The sequence below is a fragment of the Janthinobacterium sp. SUN211 genome (genome assembly GCF_030587315.1).
Classification (GTDB): Bacteria; Pseudomonadota; Gammaproteobacteria; order Burkholderiales; family Burkholderiaceae_D; genus Janthinobacterium; species Janthinobacterium kumbetense.
Genome location: NZ_JAPWIC010000001.1, coordinates 702,675 through 726,945, shown reverse-complemented (window position 1 = coordinate 726,945; position 24,271 = coordinate 702,675). Strand labels below are relative to the sequence as shown.

At 60.1% G+C, this 24,271-nt stretch carries 23 protein-coding genes; 11 read left to right on the top strand and 12 right to left on the bottom strand.

Features of this window, described 5'->3' with window-relative positions; all coding sequences use genetic code 11:
• Positions 1-133 precede the first annotated feature (133 nt).
• Positions 134-1,639, top strand: coding sequence for an anion permease (locus tag O3301_RS03055; protein ID WP_305055507.1), 1,506 nt, complete (start codon positions 134-136; stop codon positions 1,637-1,639).
• Between the two features lie 18 nt (positions 1,640-1,657).
• Here the strand turns inward: O3301_RS03055 and O3301_RS03050 are convergent, their stop codons facing one another.
• Positions 1,658-2,305 (bottom strand): hypothetical protein, encoded by a 648-nt coding sequence (locus O3301_RS03050; protein ID WP_305055506.1) that lies wholly within the window; start codon positions 2,303-2,305, stop codon positions 1,658-1,660.
• A 244-nt stretch (positions 2,306-2,549) separates the two neighbouring features.
• Entirely contained in the window at positions 2,550-2,954 is a 405-nt protein-coding gene (locus O3301_RS03045) for a ribonuclease domain-containing protein (RefSeq protein ID WP_099667959.1), read from the bottom strand.
• A 418-nt stretch (positions 2,955-3,372) separates the two neighbouring features.
• On the opposite strand from O3301_RS03045, the gene O3301_RS03040 reads away from it, so the two are divergent.
• On the top strand, positions 3,373-5,235 hold the full coding sequence (locus tag O3301_RS03040; protein ID WP_305055505.1) for an amidohydrolase: 1,863 nt from the start codon (positions 3,373-3,375) through the stop codon (positions 5,233-5,235).
• A gap of 77 nt (positions 5,236-5,312) precedes the next feature.
• On the opposite strand, the gene O3301_RS03035 is transcribed toward O3301_RS03040, so the two are convergent.
• The 5 genes from O3301_RS03035 to O3301_RS03015 form a co-directional block, all read right to left on the bottom strand.
• On the bottom strand, positions 5,313-7,262 hold the full coding sequence (locus O3301_RS03035) for a cytochrome c/FTR1 family iron permease (RefSeq protein WP_305055504.1): 1,950 nt from the start codon (positions 7,260-7,262) through the stop codon (positions 5,313-5,315).
• A gap of 157 nt (positions 7,263-7,419) precedes the next feature.
• Complete coding sequence (locus tag O3301_RS03030; protein WP_305055503.1) at positions 7,420-8,124, bottom strand: hypothetical protein; 705 nt, start codon at positions 8,122-8,124, stop codon at positions 7,420-7,422.
• A 100-nt stretch (positions 8,125-8,224) separates the two neighbouring features.
• A complete protein-coding gene (locus tag O3301_RS03025) occupies positions 8,225-9,262 on the bottom strand; it encodes a zinc-dependent alcohol dehydrogenase (protein WP_369812164.1) in 1,038 nt (345 codons plus the stop codon).
• A 193-nt stretch (positions 9,263-9,455) separates the two neighbouring features.
• Entirely contained in the window at positions 9,456-10,466 is a 1,011-nt protein-coding gene (locus O3301_RS03020) for an acetoacetate decarboxylase (ADC) (protein ID WP_305055502.1), read from the bottom strand.
• A 38-nt stretch (positions 10,467-10,504) separates the two neighbouring features.
• Entirely contained in the window at positions 10,505-11,734 is a 1,230-nt protein-coding gene (locus O3301_RS03015) for an NADH:flavin oxidoreductase/NADH oxidase family protein (protein WP_305055501.1), read from the bottom strand.
• A gap of 252 nt (positions 11,735-11,986) precedes the next feature.
• On the opposite strand from O3301_RS03015, the gene O3301_RS03010 reads away from it, so the two are divergent.
• Complete coding sequence (locus tag O3301_RS03010; RefSeq protein ID WP_289904962.1) at positions 11,987-12,796, top strand: type 1 glutamine amidotransferase domain-containing protein; 810 nt, start codon at positions 11,987-11,989, stop codon at positions 12,794-12,796.
• Complete coding sequence (locus O3301_RS03005) at positions 12,796-13,209, top strand: MerR family transcriptional regulator (protein WP_289904963.1); 414 nt, start codon at positions 12,796-12,798, stop codon at positions 13,207-13,209. Before O3301_RS03010 ends, O3301_RS03005 begins: the two co-directional genes overlap by 1 nt.
• Before the next feature lie 305 nt (positions 13,210-13,514).
• Here O3301_RS03005 and O3301_RS03000 read toward each other — a convergent pair whose 3' ends face one another.
• Entirely contained in the window at positions 13,515-14,348 is an 834-nt protein-coding gene (locus O3301_RS03000; protein WP_305055500.1) for a hypothetical protein, read from the bottom strand.
• A 175-nt stretch (positions 14,349-14,523) separates the two neighbouring features.
• Here O3301_RS03000 and O3301_RS02995 point away from each other — a divergent pair, with 175 nt between their 5' ends.
• Entirely contained in the window at positions 14,524-14,787 is a 264-nt protein-coding gene (locus tag O3301_RS02995) for a hypothetical protein (protein WP_305055499.1), read from the top strand.
• Positions 14,788-14,997: 210 nt separating this feature from the next.
• A complete protein-coding gene (locus tag O3301_RS02990) occupies positions 14,998-16,035 on the top strand; it encodes a DUF4062 domain-containing protein (protein WP_305055498.1) in 1,038 nt (345 codons plus the stop codon).
• Between the two features lie 158 nt (positions 16,036-16,193).
• Here O3301_RS02990 and O3301_RS02985 read toward each other — a convergent pair whose 3' ends face one another.
• Both O3301_RS02985 and O3301_RS02980 read right to left on the bottom strand, forming a co-directional pair.
• Complete coding sequence (locus tag O3301_RS02985) at positions 16,194-16,505, bottom strand: hypothetical protein (protein WP_305055497.1); 312 nt, start codon at positions 16,503-16,505, stop codon at positions 16,194-16,196.
• On the bottom strand, positions 16,477-16,866 hold the full coding sequence (locus O3301_RS02980) for an NAD(P)H-binding protein (protein ID WP_305055496.1): 390 nt from the start codon (positions 16,864-16,866) through the stop codon (positions 16,477-16,479). The genes O3301_RS02985 and O3301_RS02980 overlap by 29 nt, the downstream gene beginning before the upstream one ends.
• 19 nt (positions 16,867-16,885) lie before the next feature.
• On the opposite strand from O3301_RS02980, the gene O3301_RS02975 reads away from it, so the two are divergent.
• On the top strand, positions 16,886-18,463 hold the full coding sequence (locus tag O3301_RS02975) for a PA domain protein (RefSeq protein ID WP_305055495.1): 1,578 nt from the start codon (positions 16,886-16,888) through the stop codon (positions 18,461-18,463).
• A gap of 250 nt (positions 18,464-18,713) precedes the next feature.
• Complete coding sequence (locus tag O3301_RS02970; RefSeq protein WP_305055494.1) at positions 18,714-20,066, top strand: chitinase; 1,353 nt, start codon at positions 18,714-18,716, stop codon at positions 20,064-20,066.
• A gap of 36 nt (positions 20,067-20,102) precedes the next feature.
• Here the strand turns inward: O3301_RS02970 and O3301_RS02965 are convergent, their stop codons facing one another.
• On the bottom strand, positions 20,103-20,687 hold the full coding sequence (locus O3301_RS02965; protein ID WP_305055493.1) for a TetR family transcriptional regulator: 585 nt from the start codon (positions 20,685-20,687) through the stop codon (positions 20,103-20,105).
• A 92-nt stretch (positions 20,688-20,779) separates the two neighbouring features.
• Here O3301_RS02965 and O3301_RS02960 point away from each other — a divergent pair, with 92 nt between their 5' ends.
• Positions 20,780-21,178 carry a nuclear transport factor 2 family protein gene (locus O3301_RS02960; protein WP_305055492.1) on the top strand — a complete coding sequence of 133 codons (399 nt, stop codon included), beginning with the start codon at positions 20,780-20,782 and terminating at the stop codon, positions 21,176-21,178.
• Between the two features lie 164 nt (positions 21,179-21,342).
• Entirely contained in the window at positions 21,343-21,765 is a 423-nt protein-coding gene (locus O3301_RS02955) for a DUF2061 domain-containing protein (RefSeq protein WP_305055491.1), read from the top strand.
• 20 nt (positions 21,766-21,785) lie between these two features.
• Here O3301_RS02955 and O3301_RS02950 read toward each other — a convergent pair whose 3' ends face one another.
• A complete protein-coding gene (locus O3301_RS02950; protein ID WP_305055490.1) occupies positions 21,786-23,231 on the bottom strand; it encodes an amidase in 1,446 nt (481 codons plus the stop codon).
• A 101-nt stretch (positions 23,232-23,332) separates the two neighbouring features.
• Here O3301_RS02950 and O3301_RS02945 point away from each other — a divergent pair, with 101 nt between their 5' ends.
• Complete coding sequence (locus tag O3301_RS02945; protein WP_305055489.1) at positions 23,333-24,241, top strand: LysR family transcriptional regulator; 909 nt, start codon at positions 23,333-23,335, stop codon at positions 24,239-24,241.
• Positions 24,242-24,271 lie beyond the last annotated feature (30 nt).

The following is a 24,271-nucleotide window of genomic DNA, read 5'->3' as shown; positions in this document are numbered from 1 at the left end:
ATGATATTGCCGAACAGAATTGTTGGGCATCTGCCATCTTGCGGGCGCGTGGTTTGTGCGCCTTCCAGCCCATGAATCTGCGTGCACGATTCCGACCGCGAGGATGCCTGACCCACAGCGAAAGGTAATAAAGATGTATAAAACAGTGCGCGACATGTTCCTGCATTTCAAGGAAGCCGTCCCATTCCGCCTCGTCCCCGCCCTGATTTGCACGGCCTTGCTGGTGAGCATGTTATTGCTGCCGGCGCCGGATGGCTTGACGCCCAAGGCCTGGGGCCTGGTGGCAATTTTCCTCACCACGATTTTGGCGATCATCCTGAAAGTCATGCCGATCGGCGTGATGGCGATGATGGCCATCGTCATCGTGTCACTGTCGCAAGTGACGTCGACCTCGTCCAAGGGCGCCATCACGGATGCGCTCAGCAGTTTTTCGAATCCCCTGATCTGGCTGATCGTCGTGGCGATCCTGATTTCGCGCGGCTTGAAAAAGACGGGATTGGGCAGCCGCATCGGCTTGCTGTTCATCTCGCTGCTGGGCAAGCGCACCATGGGCATCGGCTATGGCCTGGCGATTTGCGAACTGGTGCTGGCACCGTTTACGCCAAGTAACACGGCGCGCGGCGGCGGCATCGTCCACCCCGTCATGAAGTCGATCGCCAACGCCTTCGATTCGGACCCGGCCAAGGGCACGGAAAAGAAAGTCGGCACCTATCTGGCCCTCGTCAACTACCATGCCAACCCGATCACGTCGGCCATGTTCCTGACGGCCACGGCGCCGAACCCGCTGGTGGTCGACTTCGTGGCCAAGGCCAGCGGCCAGGCTTTCCACCTGACATGGACCACCTGGGCCCTGTGCATGCTGCTGCCGGGCCTGGTCTGCCTGCTGGCGATGCCGTTGATCATCTACTGGCTGTCGCCGCCGGAACTGAAAGCCACGCCCGACGCCGTCACCTATGCCAAGGCGGAATTGAAAGGCATGGGTCCGCTGTCGCCGTCGGAAAAAGTCATGCTGGGCACCTTCGCCTTGCTGCTCTTGCTGTGGGCCAACGTCCCAGCCATGCTGTTCGGTCCCGCGTTTTCGCTCGATGCGACGGTCGTCGCCTTTGTCGGCTTGTTCGTGCTGATCATTACCGGCACCATCGACTGGGATGACGTGCTGTCGGAAAAGAGCGCCTGGGACACCCTCGTGTGGTTTGGCGCGCTCGTCATGATGGCCGAGCAATTGAACAAGACGGGCGTGATCGCCTGGTTCTCGGCCGGCATGAAGGCGGCGATTATCGCCAGCGGCATGGACTGGCTGCCGATCGCCGGCGTCCTCGTGCTGGTGTTTGTCTTCTCGCATTACTTCTTCGCCAGCACGACGGCCCACATCAGCGCCATGCTGCTGGCCTTCCTGACGGTGGGCCTGCACCTGATCCCGGCCGAATACCACGTGCCGTTCATGCTGATGATGACGGCCGGCTCGGCCATCATGATGACCCTGACCCACTATGCGACGGGCACGTCGCCCATCATCTTCGGCAGCGGCTTCGTGACGATGGGCAACTGGTGGCGCGTCGGCTTCATCATGTGCGTGGTGGAACTGCTGATCTTTGCCGTCGTGGGCACCACCTGGTGGAAAGTGCTCGGCTACTGGTAATGCAGGCTATCATCGCCGCTACAACTGGCGCGCCAGGCTCTGCACCGTCGCCAGGCACTGCTTGAGCTCGCCGCCCGCGGCGCGTTTCCACAGGACGGCCGCCTGCGACCACGCCTTTTGCGCCAGCAAGTCCTTGATTTCGCTCTGCAATTCGCCCGGCAAGCCGCCGAACTGGCGCAGTTCCAGTGTACGGGGCTGACCGTGGCGGCCCGCCGGGTCGTTCTCTTCCAGCGCATCATGCAGGCTGCCGTAACGGTGCGTGATGCCGGCGTCGTCCACGGCCGCCAGTGCCAGATCGGGCGCTTCCTCCAGATCGTAGCCGAGGTCGCGGCAAGGTTCGTCGATCAGCTGGGCGATGTTATAGATCGTCAATACCTGCGCGGAACGCACGACGTCCGTCAGGTCGTGCACGTCGACGCCCGCGTCCAGCAAGCGCTGCAGGGCAGGGGAGTTGATGAAGGGAAAGCCTGATTCTCCCAGTTCGCGCCAGCGTTCCAGCCATTGCGGCTGCGGCATGGACTCGTCGACGACGTCGGACCACAGGCCGCGCAGCAGCAACTGCTGCAGCAAGGGACCATATTTCTTCTGTTGAATATCCTGCGCGAGGGCGTCTGCCTGCGCCGCATCGATGCCGCATTCCTGCAATCGCCCGGTGATCGTTGTCATTCTTCGCCGCCAGCCTTTCCATTTCATCTTGTCCAGGCGGCATCATATACGCAAGCGGGCGGTTCCCGCATGCACGCTTGATGAGTTGTTGTAGATCAAAGCCTGTTTTGCGGACCTGCGCTAATATCCATTAAATTGGCGCAGTGAGCGGAGTTGAATATCGAGCCTGATGTTCGGGTATTTCAAGCGGCACCAGGTATTTACCTGAGCCGCTTGAATAATGCTGGAAATTAATAAAGAACGATTAATTCTTCAGGCTGCAAAAGGAAGCATAGTGGTCTTGCGTGTAATAGCGTTCCACCAGCTTGCGTTTGCCCGCCGGAGTCTGCACGAGCAATACCGCGCGATGCGAACCTGCTCCGCCATCGCCGCCGATACCCAGATAATATTCATAATAAATCTCGTCCTTGCCGGCGGCAGGGAGACGCTTTTCATTATTATTGAAGACGGTATTGCCCGGACCGCCCGCCACCGCGCTTGTTTTCGCGTTGCGGTATGCGTCGTATTCGCTATTTTGCGGGGTGGGCAGGGTTTTGCTCGGTTCCCTTTTGCCGCAATCGGGGATTTTTGCCGCATAGGCTTGGGAAGAGAACAGGGCGCCTGCCACGATAAGACCAAGCGACCAGGTTGTTGCGCGTTGAATTTTCATCGGTAAGCTTTCGTTGGTGCTGCGTTCAATGGATGGGCTATTGCGGATGCGGCCGGAATCCGGGCGGCCGGTGTCATCACTGCAATGCTGAATATAGTTGGATTTTTAAAAGATTTACTATTCAATTGTCACGCACCGATAAATAGCCATGTATTTTCCGCAGGGAAATTAAATGAAAGGCATTGCGGAAAATAAATGCAGGACAAGGAATGGAAAGCAGCCGCGCCGCCATTTGTATTAACGTGACAATGTTTGAGTTTTTTTGATCGGCAATTCGTTATGCTTCGAAGAAGTTACTGGCAACAAGCAAGCCAGTCCAGGCGTCGCGTTTTCCCGATATTCTGTTGTTGGGTATATTCGAGCCGGAATAAAGGATGACTTTATTGATTTAAATCATTAACCTCTGATAGGAATCTGCATGAGCCATGACCACCTCGGTTGCGCCTGCTGCAACCTGCCTCACCTGCCTACGCTGACAAGCGGCCTGTTGACGGGAACCGCACTCAGCGGCGAACTGGACACGGCGTTCCAGCAGGCATATCCCCAGCACGCCCAGAAACTGACGCCACAAGCGACGATTTTCCATAACGGTAACATTCATACCATGGCTGCGGATGGCAGCGACCAGGTGGCGGCGCTGGGTATCGCCGGCGGCACCATCATTGCCACCGGCACGCTGGACGAGGTGCGCCAGGCCATGCAGCCGCATCAGGCAAGCGAGGTGGACCTGGACGGCCGTACCTTGCTGCCGGGCTTCGTCGAACCTCATATGCACATCCTGCCCAGCGCGCTGTACAAGAGCTGGCTGTCGCTCACGCCGTTCCTGAGCGCACCCCGGCAGCAGGAACTGGATCCGGAATACAGTTTCAAGAGCATCAGTTGGCGGATTAGCGCGGCGCTGGGGCAGCCGGACCAGCTGCCGAAAGACAAGAAAGGCAACCCTTGGGTGCTGGGCTTCGGCGTCGATCCCTCGCTGATGCAGTCGTGGGAAGACATCACCGCCAGCGAGCTCGATAAGCTGAGCAGCACGGTGCCCATCCTGCTGATGAACTCGTCCGGCCACCTGGCCTATCTCAATACCGCGGCACTGAAGGCGGCGAACATCGAGGACAGTCCTTCCGGCGTGCTGACCGAAATCAGGATCGCCAAGGCGCTGCTGGTTGCGCCGCTGCCCAAGCTGCCGGAGTTTATTGCGTGCCTGAAGCAGGTGCTGGACAACGCCTCGGCCATGGGCTTTACCAGCGTCTTCGACGCGGGCCTGGGCGCCACCGATGCGCCGCTGGTGGAAATCGGTTTGCTCAAGCTGGCGGCCCATCTCGGTCCCGTGCGCATCGGTGCGGCGCTGTTCACCAAACCCGACGAAAAAGCACTGGACAATTGGCTCGATCATTACAAGCCGGACCTGGACAATCACGGCGACCAGCGTTTCAGCATCAAGGCGATCAAGCTGATCGCGGACGGCTCCAACCAGGGCTTGACGGGATACCAGAGCCAGCCCTATGCCTGCTCGGATGAACATTCGATACCTGAGGTGCCGCCCACCGGCTTGAGCAATTACCCCGACACGTCCGTGTTTTCCCGCATGCTGGACAAGGCAGTGGGGCGCGGCTGGCCCGTGCTGGTGCACGCCAACGGCGACAAGGCGGTGGAATATGTGCTGCACAGCTACGACAAGGTATTGACGCCACGGCCAGGCGGCATCAGCGAAGAGGAAGCGAAAAAGCGGCGCCAGCTGCGCCTGCGCGTCGAGCACGCCTCACTGCTGAATGATGAGGCCATCACGAAAATGGCGACACTGCAGCTGAACCCCAGTTTCCTCATCGGCCACGTCGGCTATTGGGGACACACGTTCCAGCAGACCATTTTTGGCCAGGAGCGGGCCCAGTTGCTGGACCGTTGCCACTCGGCATTGAATGCGGGCATGCACATCAGCTTGCACTCGGACCATTTCGTCTCGCCGCTGGGGCCCTTGCGCATGATGGAGCAGGCGGTGTTCCGCACCATGGAAGGTGCGCCAGGGAAAGAGGTGCTGAATCCGGACGAGCGCATCAGCCGCATGGCGGGATTGCGCGCCGTCACGCTCGATGCCGCCTGGCATTGCCACATGGATCATCTGGTGGGCTCGCTGGAAGCCGGCAAGCGGGCCGACCTGGTGATCCTGGCGCAAGACCCGCTGGACGACAACGTGCGCAAGCTGCGCGACATCGTGGTGGAGGAAACCTGGCTGGCAGGGGTGAAAGTGCACAGCGCCGCCACATCCGCAGGGGCAGTGACGCGCTAGGCGGCTATAAACGTAACAGCCCCCGATAGCTGCAGGCAGCTATCGGGGGCTTTCAGTTACTGCGGGGCGTCACAGGGTCAGGCCAGCTTGTGCTTGCCTGCCGAGAAACGGTTCCAGCCATAACCGGCGACGATGATGGCCAGGATGGCGGCCTGCGCCAGCAAGGTTTCCAGGGTCGGCAGGATGCCCAGCAAGTCGATACGCATGAAATCGACGGGGGTGACGCCGACCCAGCCCGCTTCCTGCAGCGCGGCCACGCCTTTGCCCATCAAAATCACGGCCAGCACGGCCACGAAGGCGGACGTCCACGAGAAGAATTTGCCGATCGGCATGCGGGCGCTCGTGCGCAGCAAAGCCCAGGCGATCACCACCAGCAGCACGATGGCCACGAGGAAGCCGCCCAGCAGGGCGCCGCCATTGCCGTCCGCCGCCAGGGCGGAATAGAACAGCACGGTTTCAAAGACTTCGCGGTAGACGGCGATGAAGGCCAGGGCGAACAGGCCCCAGGCGGAGCGCCGCGACATCGCCGCCGTGAGTTTTTCGTGCAGGTATTCCTGCCAGCGCCCGGCGCTGCTCTTCTGGTGCATCCACAAGCCCACGCTGAGCAAGACCAGGGCTGCAAATACGGAACCGAGTCCTTCGCTCACTTCACGGCTGGCGCCGCTGATGGTCACCAGATACGTTGCCGCCACCCACGTCAGGCCGCCTGCCACCAGTGCGCTGGCCCAGCCCGCATGCACGTAGGGCAGCACATCGTTGCGCTTGGCCTTGCGCAGGAAGGCGATGATGCCGATCACGATCAGCAGCGCTTCCACGCCTTCGCGCAGCAGGATCGTCAGGGCGCCGACAAAGGTCGTCATCGGCTCGGCCTTGGCGTCGCCCAGCTCCGCTTCCACATGGGTAAACAATTGCTGCAGCTTTTCTCCCGCCGCCTCGGCCTCGGCCACCGTGCCCTTGGCCACGGCGGAACGGTACGCCAGCATGGCGTTTTCCACGGCCAGCAGCAAGGACTTGTTGCGCGCGCCGACCATCGGCTCGATCGGCTCGAAGCCGTCCAGGTAGGCCGACAGGCCCAGGCGCGTGGCGCCCGCGCGGTCGCCCGCATGCATGGCGGCCAGGCTTTCCGCCAGACGCAGGCGGGACAGGGCCAGGCCGGCCGGCTTGTGCGCCTCGGCCTTGTCCGGGTGGCTGCGCAGGTAGGCCGTCAGCGCCTGCGCTTCGTCCGCGCCCAGCTTGGCGGCCACGGCTTCCTGTGTCAGCGTCGTCACGGCAGCCAGGTCGGCGTACAGTTTTTTGCTGCGCGGATCGTCCTGCCACAGCTTTTCGCCGCGCGCGCTTGCCGCCGCGTCGTGCGACATGCCGCCGATATAGAACGCCAGGTCCCAACGTTCGTTGTCGGACAACTGGCCGAAACTGGCCATCGAGGTGCCGGACACGCCTTGCGAAATGACCTGGTACAGGGCCATCAGGCTGCGCGACTGCGCCCGTTCGGCATCCGTGAAGGCGATCGGTTTCGGTTCCAGGCTGGCCGCCAGCGGACCGTCGCCGCCGCCGGCCACGCCGTGGCAAGACGCGCACTGGGCGGCATACAGGGCCGCGCCGCGCGCCAGGTTGGGCAGCACTTTCGGCGCCACGGGAATCGGGTAGGCGGCAATCAGCAAGCCGTTCGCGTGGTGCGCCAGGCGCTTGACTTCCACGCTGTCCGCCTTGGCGACGACGGCCGCGCGCAGCTCGGCGATGGCGGCGGCAATGGCCGCCTTGGAAGCGTGGGCGGGCAGGGCGGCGATCTGCGTCGTCGCATTGTCCGTGAAATCGAGCATTTCAGCGTATTCCGCTTCGCTGACCACTTTGCCGTGCTCGACGGCGCCGCTGTAATCGACGGCAACATAATCGATCAATTGCCACAACTGTTTGGCGCCGCCGCCCTGGTCGGCCACTTGCGCTTGCGCGCCGCCTGCCAGTAAGAGGCTGAGGCTGGCGGCCACGAGCGGATAGCACACGAGCCATTTCTTGATAGAACTGAACATGATTCTCATTCTCATTTGTCGTTAACCCGGCGACTATAGGACAGACAGTGCGGGGTGTCAACGGCGCACGGGCGTGCGCGGGCGCAAACAGCGCTATCCTGGTCAATATGCTTGACCAGGACGGCGTGCATGGAGAATGAAACGAGGGGGGGGAAGGTTATTGCTTCGATGCCGCTTTCGCGTACAGGCCCCTGGCCAGTCCGTTGTCCGCATCGTCGACCTTCAGGCCGCCCTTGACGACGCGCAAGGCCAGCTTCTGGAAGGCCTGGCCCCGCAACCACTGGGAATCGGTGACGGCGAACGCGGCGATGCGTTCCTGCGCGCGCTCGGCCGGCACGGCTAGCCATTGATAGTCGGCCTTCGATCCCTGGCGGCGCAAGCCGGCGCGCACCCAGCGTTCCGATGCCGGCATGCGGACGATGGCGTCGCCGTTCGCCACGCTGACGGCCGTGGCCGTCTTGCCGCTTTGCGCTTCGAACTTCACTTCCACGCCGGGCATCGGCCCCACTTGGGGGTAGCCGACGATGGCCACCCACATGCCCGCTTCGGCGGGTTTCTGGATGCGCATTTCCGCTTCCTCGAACACGCGAAACTGCGGCTCCTTGCCGCCGTTGCCCGTCTCCAGGGTCACCAGGTCGCCGGCAACGCGCCACTCGCCGCTGGCTTGCTCGTCGGTATTGCCATAACTGAGCATCCATTCGAAGGTGCCGTCCTTTTTCAGCAGCAGTTCGGAACCCGTTTCCATGACGCCTTGCAGGTAATAGTGTCCGGGCAGCGTAGCCGCAGCCGAGTCTGCCGCGCTGGCCGAAAACGACCAGGCGAGGGCGGCGCAGGCCAGCAGGCGGGAGAGGGATTTTTTCATCGGTGTATCCTCGGTGTGTCTTTTATGAAATGCCATCATAGCAACAGAAATCTCATTGCCGTCGCACGACACACCGCGTAGCCTGCCGGCGGCGTGCCGCTCAGCTGCCGCTGAAATCGAGCACCACGCGCGAGGCAACCTGGCCATGTTCCAGCCGGCTGAAGATATCGTTGATGGCCGACAGCGGCTGCAATTCCACGCCGGCCTTGACCTTGCCGGTGGCGGCGAAGGCGAGCGCCTCGGCCATGTCCTGGCGCGTGCCCACAAAAGAGCCGCGTATCGTCACGCAATTGGCGACCACGTCGAACAGCGGCGTCGGGAAGTCGCCCGGCGGCAAGCCGACCAAGACGCAGGTGCCGCGCTTGCGCGTCATCGCCACGCCTTGCTGGAAGGCATCGATCGACGGCGCCGTGATCAGCACGCCGTGGGCGCCGCCCCCGGTCGCTTCGCGCAAGGCCGCGACCGGGTCGCCCTGGCGCGCATTGATGGTCACTTCGGCGCCCAGGGCACGTGCGTGCTCCAGCTTGCCTTCATCGATGTCGACGGCCGCCACGCGCAAGCCCATGGCCACCGCATATTCGATGGCCAGGTGGCCCAGTCCGCCGATGCCGGACACGGCCAGCCACTGGCCCGGCCGCGCGCCCGTTTCCTTGATGCCCTTGTAACTGGTCACGCCGGCGCAGATGATGGGCGCCGCCTGCACGGCGGACAAGCCGGCCGGAATGTGCGCGACGTAGCGCGGGTCGGCCAGGATGTATTCGGCAAAGCCGCCATTCTTGGTGTAGCCGCCGAACTGCGCCTCGGCGCACACGGTTTCCCAGGCTGCCAGGCAATGTTCGCAATGGCCGCAAGCCGAATACAGCCAGGGCACGCCGACCCGGTCGCCCAGCTGCACTTCCGTCACGCCCGTACCCACGGCCACCACTAGGCCGATGCCTTCGTGGCCGGGAATGAACGGCGGCGTCGGCTTGACGGGCCAGTCGCCGCGCGCCGCATGCAAGTCCGTGTGGCACACGCCGCACGCTTCCGTCTTGACGAGGATCTGGCCGGGACCGGGCACCGGCACGGCGACGTCGCGCAGCACCAGCGGTTGACCCAGCTGTTCGACAACGGCGGCTTTCATGGTGGTGGGGATCATGTTATTCCTTATGTAGTGGCAAATGCAGGACGCAGGCGCTCTGCCATGGTCTGTTCAACAGAGGCTTGCGAATGATCATATTCTGCTGCACACAATAGGAAAATTGATTGATCTACATCAACATATGCCGGGAGGAGAGGCGATAAAAAAAGCACCTGGAACGGTGCTTTTTCGCTGGCGGCTGTTTAGCCAATCACTTGCCGGCTCCGAGGGTTGCCAGCGGCTGCGGGGCATACAGCGCATTCTGGAAGGCCGGCACGTATTCATAGCTCATCATCTTCCCCAGCTTCAATGATTTGATATACGTGGAAAAACTGCCGTCGCCCAGTTTCAGGTCGACCGATTCCGCGCGCGTGCTCGATGCATGGCTCAGCAGGCGTGAAACGGCATAGCCATACGTCAGCTTGCCGGCGCCATCCTTGTTGGTGAAGCTGTTGCTCACCACCTCGGCCTCGTGCGACAGGTCGCCCAGCTTTTTGCCTTCGAAAACAAAATCCAGCTTGCCCGTCGCGCTGTCCGTGACGGCAAAGGAAACGCTTGCTTCAGTTTCCTGTATGTCGATACCGGTCAGCCACTTGGGCAAGTTGTAGCCGACCACGCCACGCACCCTGGCCAGTTCCGTATTGACGGGAAGCTTGAGCACATAGCCCCAGAAATCATGGGACAGCGATTGGCCCAGCAAGGTAAAGGGGCCAAAACTGGTAGTGCCGGGCTTGTTGGTCACAATCGCCAATGAAATTTCATTGTAGCTGTCGTTGTCGCAGTATTCGTAGGCGTAGGCCGTCAACGCCACAGCCCCCCGGCCTGGCCACACTTGCAGCGGCTGGACTGCCTTCAATATGTCTTCCGGCATCAATTCCTTCAAGCGGGCGAGGTCGGCCGTAAATACCGCCGTGATCTTGCGGTTCTTGTAATAGAAATTCGGCGAATACGAGGCAAAGCCGATGTCGACCTTTTCTTTCTGCATGCCCTTGAACCAGCTCAGGTCGAGGTCCGGCGCTTCCGACGCAATGACCGATAAGGGCGGATTCGAGCGGAAGCGCTCGTACAGGCCGCCAGCGGCCACGGGGACGGCATGGCCGGCGATATCGATGATGACGGGCGTGTTTTCGGCAGGAGTTTCGGCCCGCGCCGGGTTTGCGGCTAGAGTCAGCATCAATGTCGATACTGAGGCGGCGGCTGCCGCGGCAATTTTCATGTTCATGGCTTGCACCTTCAATGTTGGATGTGGAAAAATTCAGTTCAAATCCCGCTATTCATCCTGCGGCGATACTGCCGGCTCCTGATGGCGGTTTCCCATTGCTGCATCAGCAGCGCCAGGGCGGGCGCCACCTGGGGCCTGGTATGCTTGCCCTGGCTCAGGCGCCGCAACTGATACTTGACCATCGCCATGTAGGCGATGGACGACAGCACCTTGTTTTTCCAGGTGATGGCCCTGAGCAGGGGGCTCGCCGATGGGTCGGCACGCCATGCCTTGGGCAATTGCGGATCGATCGCCAGCGCCGTTCCCATGCCGGCCATGGCGATGCCGCTGTCGAGCACTTGCTCCACCACCTGGTAGCGGCGTATGCCGCCCGTCACCATGAGGGGCATGCTGGCCACCGTGGCGATCTCCTTGGCGAACTCCAGGAAATAGGCTTCGCGGGCCAGCGTGCGGCCATCGCGGGTCTGGCCATGCATGGCAGGCGCTTCATAACTGCCGCCGGACAACTCAATCAAGTCCACGCCCAAGGTGTTGAGCATGGATACGACTTCCTTCGCATCTTCCGAACTGAAGCCGCCTTTCTGGAAATCCGCCGAATTGAGCTTCACCGCGACGGCAAAGCCCTTGCCGACGGCTTGCCGCACCCCGTTGACGACGTCGACCAGCAAGCGCGCCCGGTTTTCCAGCGATCCGCCCCAGCGGTCCGTGCGTTGATTGGTCAACGGGGAGAGGAACTGGCTGATCAGGTAACCGTGCGCCGCATGGATTTGCACGCCCGTAAAGCCAAACCGCTCGGCCAACCGGGCGCTGTTGACAAAGCGCTGCTTCACGTCGGCAATATCGGCCTCCGTCATCTCGCGTGGCGCCGAAAATTGCCTGGAAAAGTTGCCCATATCCATGGGCACAGGAGACGGCGCGATGGTTTCCTGTCCCAGGGCGGCAGGCATCTGGCGGCCTGGATGGTTGATCTGCATCCAGATCTGCGCCCCGCGTGACCGTGCGGTGCGGGACCACTGCTCGAAGCGGGCGCCAAATTGCTCGGACTCAAGCACCACCCCTCCGGGGCCCGTCATGGCGCGGCGGTCGATCATCACGTTTCCGGTGATCATCAGGCCAACGCCGCCGTCCGCCCACGACTGGTACAGGCGGATCAGCTCCTTTGACGGCGCGTGGTCCTTGTCGGCCATGTTTTCTTCCATGGCGGCTTTGGCGAGGCGGTTCGGAATGACTGTCCCATTGGGCAATGTCAGTGCGGTAAAGGGTTTCATGCTGATCTCCAAGGTTGCGATAGCCTCACGATAAGCTTTAAGCTAACTTGAAGGTCAAGCCCTGAAATGAAAAAAAATCGCACTGTCGCGTTCGGGACACTGGTTTGAAGAAGGGCCGCTCCCCTTGAACCACAAAAATCCCGTGGCAGCCGATCTGCCGCTTGACATTCAAGTTGGCTTTAAGCTTATAGTTGATCACGCTGTGTTCGGCGGACATGGCCCAGACTACTCAACTATTCGGAGGACGATCCCATGTCTGTTTTCAAGAAACTGCTCCTGGCTGTCATGCCCTTGCTGTTCCTGCAGATGGTTGCTGCTGAACCGGTGTCCCCCATGCGCGATCCGGCCATGGAAAAAGTGTTGATAGTCATGACCAATCATTCCCGATATCCGAGCAGAAACGACCATACGGGGCTGTGGCTCACGGAATTGACGCATGTGTATGATGTGCTGAAGGAAGCCGGGTATGGCATCGACTTCGTCAGTCCCAGCGGCGGCGTGGTGCCGCTGGATGAACGCAGCCAGGGATGGCTGTACATGGATGAGGCAGCAAAAAGTCACCTGAGTGATCCTGCTTTCATGGCATTGCTGCAATCGACAAAAGCTGCGGCCGACATCGATCCCGCTGCCTATGGGGCTGTTTTCTACACGGGCGGCCATGGAACGATGTGGGATTTCAAGGGCAACAAGGACCTCAAGCGCATTGCCGAGGCCATCTACCGCAACGGCGGCGTCGTTTCCTCCGTGTGCCATGGCGCCGCTGGCTTGCTGGATCTGGAGGACGAGAAGGGCGAGCCACTGATAAAAGGGCGCAGCGTGACAGGATTTTCCAACTTGGAAGAATCGCTTGCCGGCATTAAGGACCAGGTTCCCTACCTTTTGCAAAGCGAGGTAGAGAGCAAAGGGGCGCTGTATGCCAAAGGCTTTTTCCCGTTTGGCAGCTTCGTGCTGACGGACGGCCGCCTCGTCACCGGCCAGAACCCTGGTTCCAGCAAGGAAGTGGCGCAAGCTCTGCTCAAGGCTTTACGGAATAACAAACTACAACTTCAGCGGGAAAAATAATGAAAATTGGCGAATTGGCCAAGCGCAGCGGCTTGGCGGCGTCCACGATACGCTTCTACGAATCCAAGGGCTTGTTGAAAGCCGTGAGCCGCCAATCGAACGGCTACCGCGACTATCCGCTGGAAGCGGTGGCGGTACTGTCCATCATCAGCGACGCGCAGCAGGCGGGCTTTTCCCTGGACGAAATCAAGCAAGTCTTGCCAGAGGACAGTTCATCATGGAAGCATGATGAATTGATGGCTGCGCTAAAAAAGAAGATAGCCGATATCGAATCGCTGGAAGTGCGCCTGGCACAAAACAAGGCCCATCTTTTGTCGTTGATTCAATTGATCGATGCAAAACCGGAGGATGTGGACTGCAAGGACAATGCCGCCAGGGTCATGGAAAGCTTGGGTATCGTCGGTAAGAATTAGCAAGCAGGCCGGTTTCGCGGGAAGTGCCCGCGTTTGCCGATGTGCAATTGCGGGCGTAGGGTGTTTGCAGAAAGATCGGGGAAGGGGGCACTTGTCCAGGTACTGTCAGGTCATTGTTGGGGTTGGTCGGTTGGGTATTTATTGAGGATAGGTCGGCATTTAAACGTACTAATTAGGTATGCAAGCCTCGATGGCGAGACCTCGCTTGAAGTCTGCCCGATAGCTTGCGCGGCCTTTGTGGTTGCCCGCTTTTGTATCTATACTTGAGTGGCTCTCGGTTATTGAACGAGAGTCCTGCCTTGCATTTACATCAAGCCGTCGAGCAAGATGTCGAAACCGATCTGCTTTGCAACAGCGTTGAGGTCAAATCCAAGGAAGAGATTTTTCTTCGAATCATTTACTGCGTAGGCTTTGAATTTTCCGTCGTGTACACCATATTGCAAAGTACCACCTACCTTTGAAGATTCAGCCGCTGCAATCCTAAGTTCCAGCGCAATTTTTGGCTCCAACCCTAGTCTCGTTTCGTCGGCTTCATCTTGGAGGTGCTGTATCGCAGCCTTGAGTTCCTTTACTTTGTCACCGAAAACATGAACAACGTCTAAGTCCAATACTCGGCTTTTATATTGAAAATCAGGGTATTCCTCCTTAGGAGCGACGAGCATTGCAGCTAATTCACCATCGTAGCCTGACATACCGGTAAGAACGATATGGCAATGCGGGAATTCACTGAATGCCTTTTTTCCGTCGCGTACATATTGTTCTGCAATATAGGCGGTCAGATTTGCGATTTGTTGTAGGGTCGGCAACCTAGCCTCCCCTGGCGCCAGATTGCTCAATAAAACCTTCAATGCGGCATATGTCATCATTGCTGGAAAGACCGCCCCCGCATAAGCGAATCCGATGGAAAGGTTCCACATGCTTTGGTATCCATGGCCCTCAATTTTTTTATAGGTGGTCGCATCAAGTTCCAAGATCTTTGTTGCCTGATCACTGATCTTGGAAGGATCTGTTACCCGAGTGTCTGCAATAACCCATATTGATGGGCGATTAGTACCCTCAATAAAAAACTCATCGCGTCGATTGTCCGTAATGTGTTGAAGAGAAATTGCTGGGCGCTTCCAGACTACAAGGTTGGTCATGTTAAATAAATAATGGTTTTTATTGTGGCAATTATAGCATTTTGTGGGCCTGACGGGCTTTGAGATACCTAACCCCGTAGCATCAGTTTACTGTGGTCTAATTTACTCGGATACTCCGATAGATGGGAAATGAACCATCTGAAGAGCCAGCTTGTGATTAAAGGAGCTGAAGTCCATGCTACGCTCCATCTGGCAAAGCATCCTGGGACGCGGTCCGAACGGCGAACAGATGGGCCAAGTCCGCGACCCGCACCGTTTCGGCTTTGGCGTGGCCGGGGCGCACAAGATCGCCAGCTATATAGCGAAATACTGCGGCAAGGAAATGCAGTGCAGGGCGCTTGACCAGAAACGCTACTTACGCTCCAGGCATGTATATGCTTGGGGTGCCGAAATGGGCGGTACAGCAGGCTCGCTACTGCTTGCGTTTACGGGTTTGTGAGCGATGTTTTAAGGATGAGTATCGTTGTCACGGAATCTGTCAGCGGGCAGCAAGGGGAGATTTTGATGAATAATTTTGTATAGTAGTGTGAAATATGATTAAATATGCCTGAAATTTCGAGGGACGGGTGAGAATAATTTGGCTAGCATAAATTCTTACTACAGGCAGAAATTAAATGTCAGTTATGGATAAGGCGAAATAAGCATCACTATGGATAAAAGATATCAGGTTTTTATTAGTTCTACCTATTCCGATTTAACTGAGGAGAGAAAAGAAATAATGCAGGCACTTTTGGAATTGGATGCAATTCCTGCTGGCATGGAGTTGTTTCCGGCTGCTGATGAGGACCAATGGACGCTTATAAAAAAAGTAATTGATGATTGTGATTATTATCTAATTGTGGTTGCTGGTCGATATGGCTCAATTGGCCCTGATGGGATCAGTTATACAGAAATGGAGTTTCGTTACGCCAAGGATTCAGGAAAGCCAATTATTGGTTTTATACATAAGGAACCTGAAAAAATACCAGTTGGCTTAACCGAATCTAGTGAGGAAGGAAAGGCAAAACTTACTGCCTTTAAAGACCTTGTGAAAGGAAAACCATGCCGATTTTATTCCAGCCCTTCTGATTTAGGAAGTCAAGTTAGTCGAAGCCTCGTCAAGCTAATCAACTCTACCCCTGCTATTGGATGGGTGCGCGGAGATAAAGTGCCATCTGAGGGGGCAGCGAAAGAAATACTGGATTTGCGGCATCGCATTGATGAACTGGAGGGGGAGCTTGTTACTTTGCGAACTTCAGCGCCAATAGGTACTCAAGACTTAGCAAGTGGTGAGGACCAAATCACTCTTCATTTTTCATTCGTTGCTAGTCCTGGTGAGTACGCCTATATGGGGAATCAATTTTCATCCAAAGTTACTGTTTCTTGGGATGATATTTTTGCGAGCATATCACCATTAATGATAGATGAAGCATCTGAATCCGAATTTATCGTCGGCATGAATTCCTTAGTTCATTCGGAGTCACTGACGCTACTTACTCGAGAAAACCCAGATTTTAGAAATTTAAATTTGATGGATTTCAAGCTTTACAAGGATGATTTTCAGACTGCGAAAGTTCAGCTTCGAGCATTGGGCTTAATTACCAAAAGCACTCGTAGTAGAAGTGTCAAGGATAATTCCACGTACTGGACTCTTACCCCGTACGGGGATAATGTAATGTTACAACTGCGAGCCATGCGGAAAGAGTAGGAGCGGACTTCCTATGCGTGCTCGATGGCTGGTCGTAAGTTTGTGGCGTTGGAATTGACGGAATGGTGGCTGCATAGTTTCGGCGAGTAACATCGGATAGTCTGTGGGAACTACGAAAAGTAGTCTCCACTTCCTTCCATTATTTTACATAATATAAATTATGCGAAGTTATGGATGGATTTGAGAAAACCTCCATTTTGCCAGTTCCCCAATCGCAAATGCGATTTTCCCCCTCTGCGCGCCGCTGTCGCTGATGCTGTGCAGCCGCGCTTGAACGAGCTGCATGAAATACACGGCTTGTCCCCGTCCATGTGCGGTTTGCTCGCGCCCAGATTCGCGTGCAGGTGCCAGTCTGGCGCTGCGATGATGTTGGCGACCAAGTCTGGCACGCTCCTGCGCGACACCACGGTGCCGTTGAATGGCGCGCGGCGCATCGTCCGTTCATCGCCGACTTCGTCTTCGTTCGTCATCCAGGCTGGACACACGATCATGTATGCGAAGCCCGGCGCTTCGATGGTGTCGGCGAAATAGTTTCAGGTGTTGCGCCAGCCTAGCGTTGTTCCGTTCGCCGAATGTGCCAGGAACTTCACCGTAGATGCCCATCGACAGCATGAAAACCAGGCGTTCGACACCGGAGGCCCGCATGGCGGCAATGATGCTGTTGGCCTGATCTTTCATGTCGTTGCCCAGCAGATTGGCGTGAACCAGGACATGGAATCCGGTGAGGCGTGCCAGCCTGGCGCCTTGTCTCGTGGTAAATTGCCGTCCGTGAGAAGTATCTCCAATACCTACAATATCAATGAAATCAGGCGTTTGCCGACTATTTTGCATGAGAAGTCTCAAGATCCGTATGACCCAGCAGCCTGCATGCACGGCGTTGCTTTTACCGCCTTGCCGGCGCTTTCTATCCTTTGCCGGCGCGCTGGCCATCGCGGCCGCCTTGTGCGGCTGTGCCAGCAAGCCTGGTCCCTGGCCTGCGCGCGCCCTGCCGCCGTCGGCTGCCGTGACGGTGGACGCCACGCAATTCCTGTCCAGAAAACAACTGGTGGACTGGCAAGTCGACCTGGACGAACGCCGCCTGCGCGCCACGGGTTCGCCCCGGCATGAAGCGTATATCGACGTCCTGCATGAACGCCTGGCGCGCGCCGGTGTCAAACAACTGCGCTTCGAGCCTGTCAGCTTCCGGCAATGGTCGGTGCAGCCGGAAGACTGGGGCCTGGAAGTGGTCCACGACGACAGGTCTGGCGTGCTGCCCACGGCTGGCTACATTCCGTACTCGGGCGTGACGCCGCCGTCTGGCATTACGGGGCGCATCGCCTATCTGGCGCCGGGGGCCAGTCCCGATGCCAGCCTGGCCGGCCAGCTGGTGCTCGTCGACATGCCCGCCATGGCGTGGACGGGCAAGGTTTTCCATCGGTCCGCCGTGCATGTCCACGATCCGGACCACGCCATGGGGCCGGACACGCCGTATGCGCGCCAGTTCCAGATGCTGGGGCCGTTCATCACCCTGCTGGACAGCCTGCAGGCGGCCGGTGCGGCGGGCGTGATCGTCATTCTCGATACGCCGCCCATGTCGATGAACGGCTTGTATGCGCCTTACGACGGCAAAGTGCGCCAACTGCCCGGCATGTTTATCGACCGTGACCGGGGTCGGCGCCTGCGCGAGAGCGTGCTGGCGGGCACGGCGCCTGTCTTGCGGCTGACCATGGCTGCCACTGTGCGGCAGGTGCAGACGCGCAACCTGGTCGGCATCATCCCCGGCAAGTCCACGGAATTGATGGTGCTGGGCAGCCACACGGATGGCACGAACGCGCTGGAAGACAATGGACCGAACGCCATCGTCGACATGGCCCAGTACCTGACGCGCCTGCCGCAGGACAGCTTGCCGCGCAGCGTCATGCTGCTGTTGACGAGCGGCCATTTCGCGGGCGGCGTGGGCATGAAGCAGTTTATGGATCGCCACCAGGACGATGGCTTGATGCAAGGTATCGCCACGATGCTCACCATCGGGAACCTGGGCGCGCTGGAAGTGCTGCCTGACAGCAATGGTTACTTGCACCTCACGGGCAGGTTCGAGCCGGCCGCCGTGTTTTCACCGCGCACGCCTGCCCTGATGGACGCTTCCTACGCCATGCTGAAGCAGGCCGATGCGGCGCCCGCGTTCGTGCTGCCAGCCTCCAGTCCAGCGGGCGATGGCGGTCCGAAGAATGCCGCCTGGCCTGGCGCTGGCCGGTATTTATGGGGTGCGCAGCACATTCCCACGGTGCATTACGTCACGCAACCAACCTATTTGCTCTACTATGGCATCGACAGCGTGACCCGGGTGGATTACCGGCTGATGCAGCGCCAGACCGTGGCCTTGACGCAAATGTTGCTGGACCTGTCGCGCGTGCCGTATGCCGATTTGCGCAAGGAAACGGTGCCATAGACCTTGCCTGGCGTCCACCTCCCTTCCCCGCCCTGCTTCCGACCATACCAGCGCACTGGAAAACAGGCGCTGGTATGGCCCGCATCGCCCATCTCCTGGGGTAATGCCGTAACTGGTATTGTGATCTTGCGCAAAGAATAAAACCAGTTGACTACCACCTGCAATGCTTGCACTCTGAAAAATCGGACGGTGTCCAGCCGCCCGGCCATGCTAAAAAATACACAAGGAGATGCAAGTGAACCGGACAGTCATGAATACCCTCATCCTTACCCTCTTCGGCGGCACCCTGGCGGCCTGTGGCGGCGGCAGCGGCGACGCATCCAGCGGGGGCGCAAGCCAGCTGCTGGCCGGCGCGACCGCCGCAGTGGCCTGCTACACGCCGTGGAATAGCGGCACCGCCTACAACGGCGGCGGCCAGGCCAGCTACAACAACGTCAATTACACGGCCAACTGGTGGACACAAGGCAATAACCCATCGACCAGCAGCGGCGGCGCCGGCAGCGGCCAGCCCTGGACGGCGGTGGGAGACTGCGGCACGCCGACGCCGACGCCGACTCCTACCCCAACGCCTACACCCACGCCTACCCCGACACCTACGCCGACTCCCACCCCAACACCAACGCCTACTCCAACACCGACGCCGACACCGACACCCACCGGCCTGGCCAAGCACGCGCTGATCGGCTACTGGCACAACTTCACCAACCCCAGCGGCGCCACGTATCCGATCAGCCAGGTCAGCGATGACTGGGACGTGATCGTCGTCTCGTTCGGCGACAACGCTGGTGGCGGCAATGTCAGCCTGACCATCGATCCGGGTGCGGGCACGGAAGCGCAATTCATTGCCGACGTGGCGGCCAAGCGGGCCAAGGGCAAGAAAGTCATCCTGTCGCTGGGCGGACAGAACGGTTCCGTTTCCGTCGGCAACACGGCCGAAGCGACGAATTTCACCAACAGCCTGTACGCCATCATCACGAAATATGGTTTCGACGGCATCGACCTGGACCTGGAAAACGGCGTGGCGCAAGGCGCGGCCATCCAGACGTATCTGCCGATCGCCGTGAAAAACCTGAAAACCAAGGTCGGCAGCAGCTTTTACCTGTCGATGGCGCCCGAGTGGGTGTATGTGGAAGGGGGATACACGAGCTATGGCAGCATCTGGGGCGCCTACATTCCCATCATCAACGCCTTGCGCAGCGAGCTGACGGTGCTGCACCCGCAGTACTACAACAATGGCGACATTTACACGCCGTACGCGACGGGCGCCATCAAGGCGGGTTCGGCCGACCAGCTGGTGGCCACGGCGCGCATGCTGATCGAGGGGTTCAATTATGGCGGCAATACCTTTGCCGGCCTGCGTCCGGACCAGGTGGGCTTTGGCGTGCCGTCGGGGCGCAGCTCGGCCGGTTCGGGCTTTACGACGAATGCCGACGTCAGCAATGCCCTGAATTGCCTGACGCGCCTGCTCAATTGCGGCACCATCAAGCCGCTGCAGGCGTATCCGGACTTCCGCGGCGTGATGACGTGGTCGATCAACTGGGACCGCCACGACAACTATAATTTCTCCGTGCCGACGAAGAATGTGCTGAAAACCCTGCCGTAACGGCCCAGGCCCGACTGCGCATGCGAGCTTGGCCGCTCACATGCGCAGCAGCGCCGCGCCCAGCAAGCGCATGTGCAGCGCCACGCCCTGGCGCAACGCCTCCCCTCCTCCTTGCGCATGCTTGATGCCATCCATGGTGGCCACCAGCAAACCGGCCACCTGCGCGGCGGTCGCGTCCACCCAGCGCAGCGCGATATCGCCCGCCGCCTCGGCCTGTTCCAGCGCGCCGGCCAGCGACGCCACCAGTGTTGCCCGCGCCGTCAAGGTAATGTCGGCGGCCAGGGTCATATTGGCGTCGAACAATTCCTGTCCATGGGCGCTGGCGGAAATTTCCGCCATCAAACCTTGCTGGAATGCCAGCAACGCCGTTTCGACGCGCGTGAAGACGGGGCCGGGTTCGGCCAGCGCCGCTGCCACTTGCGCCATGACAGTGGCATGGGCCCGTTCGGAACCGGCGCGGAACACGTCTTCCTTGTTCTTGAAGTGCAGGTACAGCGCGGCGCGCGACATATCGGCCGCCTGCGCGATGTCGAGCATCGATGTCTTGCGGTAGCCATAGCGGCAAAACACGGCCAGGGCCGCGTCGAGTATGCGCTGGGTCTTGAGGGTGTGGGGTGACATGCTGGCATATTGACATTTTATATATATAGTGTCAATATGGCTTTTGGACAAATTACGTCAAAGTGTCAATCTCCACAGCGAAGGATGGAATCATGCAAGAACAGCACCCTGGCTCCGAGGCGGCTATGCAGGAACAATTGCGCGACATCGAACGCGGCCGCCTGCGTGCGCTGGTCGACGGCGACGTGGCGCTGGCGCGCACCCTGCACGCCGACGATTTTCAGCTGGTCACGCCCATCGGCAGCCTGCTGTCGCGGGAGGAATACCTGGGCGCCATCGCGGCTGGCCACATGCGCTATCTGAGCTGGGAACCGGGCGAGATCGCCGTGCGCGTGCATGGCGATGCTGCCGTGCTGCGCTACCAGGCCCAGCTTGAAATCCATTTCGCCGGCCAGGCCGTGCCCCGCGCGCGCTACTGGCATATCGATAGCTATGAGCGGCGCGCTGGGCGCTGGCAAGCCGTGTGGTCGCAGGCGACGGCGATACGCTGACGGCCATGGCGGCTGCGGGAGGTGTGCGCAGCAGGGGCAATTGATATTTCTCAAACCATAGCCTCAATCTATGGGTTCGGTTGAAATATTTTACTTCCTTTTGTAAATGAGAATCGTTACTATCTAAATCAAGGATAAGCGAATTCAACAGAAAGGAGCATCCCTTGTTCACAGCCATCAAAACATTCAGCCAGGTCTGCACGCACATGTCGATCGCCTTCGGCCTCGCCTACTTGCTGACGGGGTCCCTGGCGCTCGGTGGCTTGGCCGCGATCATCGAACCGATCATCAACGTAGCCCTGTTGCCGTGGCATGAAAAAGCCTGGCACGCGATTCGCCGCCGCTACGCCGTCAGCGGCCTGGGCATTGCCGCCCTGGCCGGCGAAAAGCTCAGCCAGACGACCCTGCACATGGGCGTGGCCTTCGGCGTCATGTACTGGGCCACGGGTTCCATGGCCTTCGGCGGCTTGCTGGCCGTGGTCGAGCCGATCTGCAACGTGATCGTCCTGCCCTTCCACGACCGGCTGTGGGAAAAAGCCCGCTTTCGCCTGGAAAACCGCGGCGCGGCCCGCCTCGCCGCCCTGTAGTCTTCCTCTTCTCCCCCTTCCTAATTGCCTGCCCACACGGGCGGCCGCCGCTGCACCCACGGCGCCGCCCGCTCCAGCTGGCCCGCCAGGCGCAGCAGCACGCCATCCTTGGCGTAGCCGGCCATGAATTGCATGCCGATCGGCACGCCCTCACTTGACATGCCCAGCGGCACGGACATGGCCGGCAAGCCCGCCACGTTCGCCAGCGGCGTGTACGGCGAATGTTCGAACAGGCGCGCCGTCCAGCCAACACCGTCAAGCTGTTCCTCCTTTTCGCCATAACGGCCCAGTTGCCACGGCACATCCGGCAAGGTGGGCGTCAGCAGCACGTCGTACTGGCCGAACAAGGCGCCCGCGTGGCGCGTGACCGTGTTGCGCACGTCGAGGGCCGCCACGAAATCGACCGCCGAGACCGTTTTGCCATGGCGGTAACAGGCCAGGGTCGCCGCTTCCAGGGTCTCCAGCGACACGGTGCGCCCGCTCTCCTGCGCCAGGCCATCGATCCACGGCACCAGGTTGGCGCACCAGATGCCGGCATTCGCGTGCACGAACGCTTCCCACGACACGCCCAGCGCGGGCGACACTTCTTCCACGTGGTGGCCCAGGCTTACCAGCAGGCGCACGGTGGCGTCCAGCACGGCTTCGATGGCGGGCACGGGCCGGGCGCCATTGCTGGCGGCGCGCTGCACGCCGATGCGCAGCTTGCCCGGCACCACGCCCACCTGCGACAGCCAGCTGTGGCCGGGCGGACTCGTCACATACGGCTCGCCTGCCATCACGCCCTGCACGCAATCGAGCAAGGCGGCGCTGTCGCGCACCGTGCGGCTCACGCCCAGCTGCACGCCCAGGCCGCTGAAGATCTCGTCCATGGCGGGGCCGTTCGAGACCCGGCCACGGCTCGGTTTCAGGCCGAACAGGCCCGTCGAGGCGGCCGGCACGCGGATGGAACCGGCCGCATCCGTCGCATGGGCCAGGGGCACGATGCCGGCCGCCACGGCCGCCGCCGCGCCGCCGCTGGAGCCGCCCGCGCTCAAGGCCAGGTTCCAGGGATTGCGCGTGGCGCCGTACAGTACGGGTTCCGTGGTGGTGGCAAACGCCATTTCCGGCGTGCTCGTGCGGCCGAACGTCGCCAGGCCGGCTGTGCGGAACTGCGTCATCAGGTGGGAGTCAAATGCGGCGACATGGCCGGCGCCCAGGCGGCTGCCCGCTTCGCTGCGGCGGCCCGCCATCGTGACGGCCACATCCTTGATCAGGAAGGGCACGCCGGCGAACGCCGCAGTGTTGACTGTGCTGTCGATGGCAGTCAAATCCGCCGGCCACAGCTCGACCACGGCATTGATCAGCGGGTTGACGGCGGCGCAGGCACGCGCGGCCGCGTCCTGCAATTCGGCGGCCGAGATGTCGCCGTCGCGCAGCAGCTGGGCCAGTCCCAGACCATCAAAGCTAGTATATTCATGGAGTTGCATCAGTTTATTCCTGTAATGGATGAAGAGTGGATATCACAGGAACTACTCTAGGGCTTGCGCTATCATAGTGGAAATGAATAGTTGATATACGAGGTATAGTCATGAACAATTTGCACAAGCTGGACTTGAACCTGCTGCTGACCCTGAACGCCCTGTTGATTGAACGCAACGTCACGCGGGCGGCGGCGCGGCTGCACCTGAGCCAGCCGTCCGTCAGCGTGCAGCTGGGCAAGCTGCGCGCCGCCTTCGACGATCCGCTGCTGTTGCCCGGCCCGCGCGGCATGCTGCCCACGGCGCGCGCGCTGGCCCTGTTCGCGCCGCTGCAAGCCGTGCTGGCCCAGCTGGAGCAAGTCTTGCAGCCGGAACAGGCGTTCGACCCGGCCACGGCCGAGGTGCGCTGGAATCTGGCGGCGGCCGACGCCACCGAGTATGCGATTTTGTTGCCCATGCTGCCGTCCCTGCGCGCGCAGGCGCCCCTGTCGCGCATGGCCGTCTTCGAAGCCGTGCCGGCGCGCATGGCGCATGCGCTGGAAAACGGCCAGGTCGACCTGGGCTTTTTGGCGCAGGAAGAAGCGCCGCCCGGCTTGCGCCACCGCACCCTGTTCACCGAACATTATGTGCTGGCGGGCCGCCGCGACCACCCGCTGCTGCAGGCGCCGCCCGACCTCGAGCGGTTTTGCGCGCTGGAATTCATCGTCGTCTCGCCCAACGGCGGCGGTTTCCGCAGCAACGTCGATACGGCGTTGGAAACGCTGGGCCGGACGCGCAAGGTGGTGCTGTCCGTGCCGCATTTCCTCATCGTCCCTCCCCTGCTCGCCGCGTCCGACATGGTGGCCCTGCTGCCGTCGCGCCTGCTGAAAAACGCCCTGGGCGACCTGCGCACGTGGGAGCCGCCCGTCACCCTGCCCGATTACGAGATGGCGATGGTGTGGCACGAGCGCATGCACCTGGACCCGGCGCACCGCTGGCTGCGCGAACGCATCATGACGTGGAATGAAAAGCCCGCTTGAGCCATTGACAAAGAGCGCCAGGCCGTATAC

Bases quoted from the DNA above. Each gene is read 5' to 3' on its own strand.
- O3301_RS03030 (WP_305055503.1), bottom strand. From the start codon at position 8,124: ATGAAAAAATCCCTCTCCCGCCTGCTGGCCTGCGCCGCCCTCGCCTGG.
- O3301_RS03040 (WP_305055505.1), top strand. From the start codon at position 3,373: ATGAGCCATGACCACCTCGGTTGCGCCTGCTGCAACCTGCCTCACCTG.
- O3301_RS02960 (WP_305055492.1), top strand. From the start codon at position 20,780: ATGCAAGAACAGCACCCTGGCTCCGAGGCGGCTATGCAGGAACAATTG.
- O3301_RS03005 (WP_289904963.1), top strand. From the start codon at position 12,796: ATGAAAATTGGCGAATTGGCCAAGCGCAGCGGCTTGGCGGCGTCCACG.
- O3301_RS03055 (WP_305055507.1), top strand. From the start codon at position 134: ATGTATAAAACAGTGCGCGACATGTTCCTGCATTTCAAGGAAGCCGTC.
- O3301_RS02990 (WP_305055498.1), top strand. From the start codon at position 14,998: ATGGATAAAAGATATCAGGTTTTTATTAGTTCTACCTATTCCGATTTA.
- O3301_RS03015 (WP_305055501.1), bottom strand. From the start codon at position 11,734: ATGAAACCCTTTACCGCACTGACATTGCCCAATGGGACAGTCATTCCG.
- O3301_RS03035 (WP_305055504.1), bottom strand. From the start codon at position 7,262: ATGTTCAGTTCTATCAAGAAATGGCTCGTGTGCTATCCGCTCGTGGCC.
- O3301_RS02985 (WP_305055497.1), bottom strand. From the start codon at position 16,505: ATGACGAACGAAGACGAAGTCGGCGATGAACGGACGATGCGCCGCGCG.
- O3301_RS02950 (WP_305055490.1), bottom strand. From the start codon at position 23,231: ATGCAACTCCATGAATATACTAGCTTTGATGGTCTGGGACTGGCCCAG.
- O3301_RS02965 (WP_305055493.1), bottom strand. From the start codon at position 20,687: ATGTCACCCCACACCCTCAAGACCCAGCGCATACTCGACGCGGCCCTG.
- O3301_RS03010 (WP_289904962.1), top strand. From the start codon at position 11,987: ATGTCTGTTTTCAAGAAACTGCTCCTGGCTGTCATGCCCTTGCTGTTC.
- O3301_RS03045 (WP_099667959.1), bottom strand. From the start codon at position 2,954: ATGAAAATTCAACGCGCAACAACCTGGTCGCTTGGTCTTATCGTGGCA.
- O3301_RS02970 (WP_305055494.1), top strand. From the start codon at position 18,714: ATGAATACCCTCATCCTTACCCTCTTCGGCGGCACCCTGGCGGCCTGT.
- O3301_RS02945 (WP_305055489.1), top strand. From the start codon at position 23,333: ATGAACAATTTGCACAAGCTGGACTTGAACCTGCTGCTGACCCTGAAC.
- O3301_RS03000 (WP_305055500.1), bottom strand. From the start codon at position 14,348: ATGACCAACCTTGTAGTCTGGAAGCGCCCAGCAATTTCTCTTCAACAC.
- O3301_RS03020 (WP_305055502.1), bottom strand. From the start codon at position 10,466: ATGAACATGAAAATTGCCGCGGCAGCCGCCGCCTCAGTATCGACATTG.
- O3301_RS02975 (WP_305055495.1), top strand. From the start codon at position 16,886: ATGACCCAGCAGCCTGCATGCACGGCGTTGCTTTTACCGCCTTGCCGG.
- O3301_RS03025 (WP_369812164.1), bottom strand. From the start codon at position 9,262: ATGATCCCCACCACCATGAAAGCCGCCGTTGTCGAACAGCTGGGTCAA.
- O3301_RS02980 (WP_305055496.1), bottom strand. From the start codon at position 16,866: ATGCAAAATAGTCGGCAAACGCCTGATTTCATTGATATTGTAGGTATT.
- O3301_RS03050 (WP_305055506.1), bottom strand. From the start codon at position 2,305: ATGACAACGATCACCGGGCGATTGCAGGAATGCGGCATCGATGCGGCG.
- O3301_RS02995 (WP_305055499.1), top strand. From the start codon at position 14,524: ATGCTACGCTCCATCTGGCAAAGCATCCTGGGACGCGGTCCGAACGGC.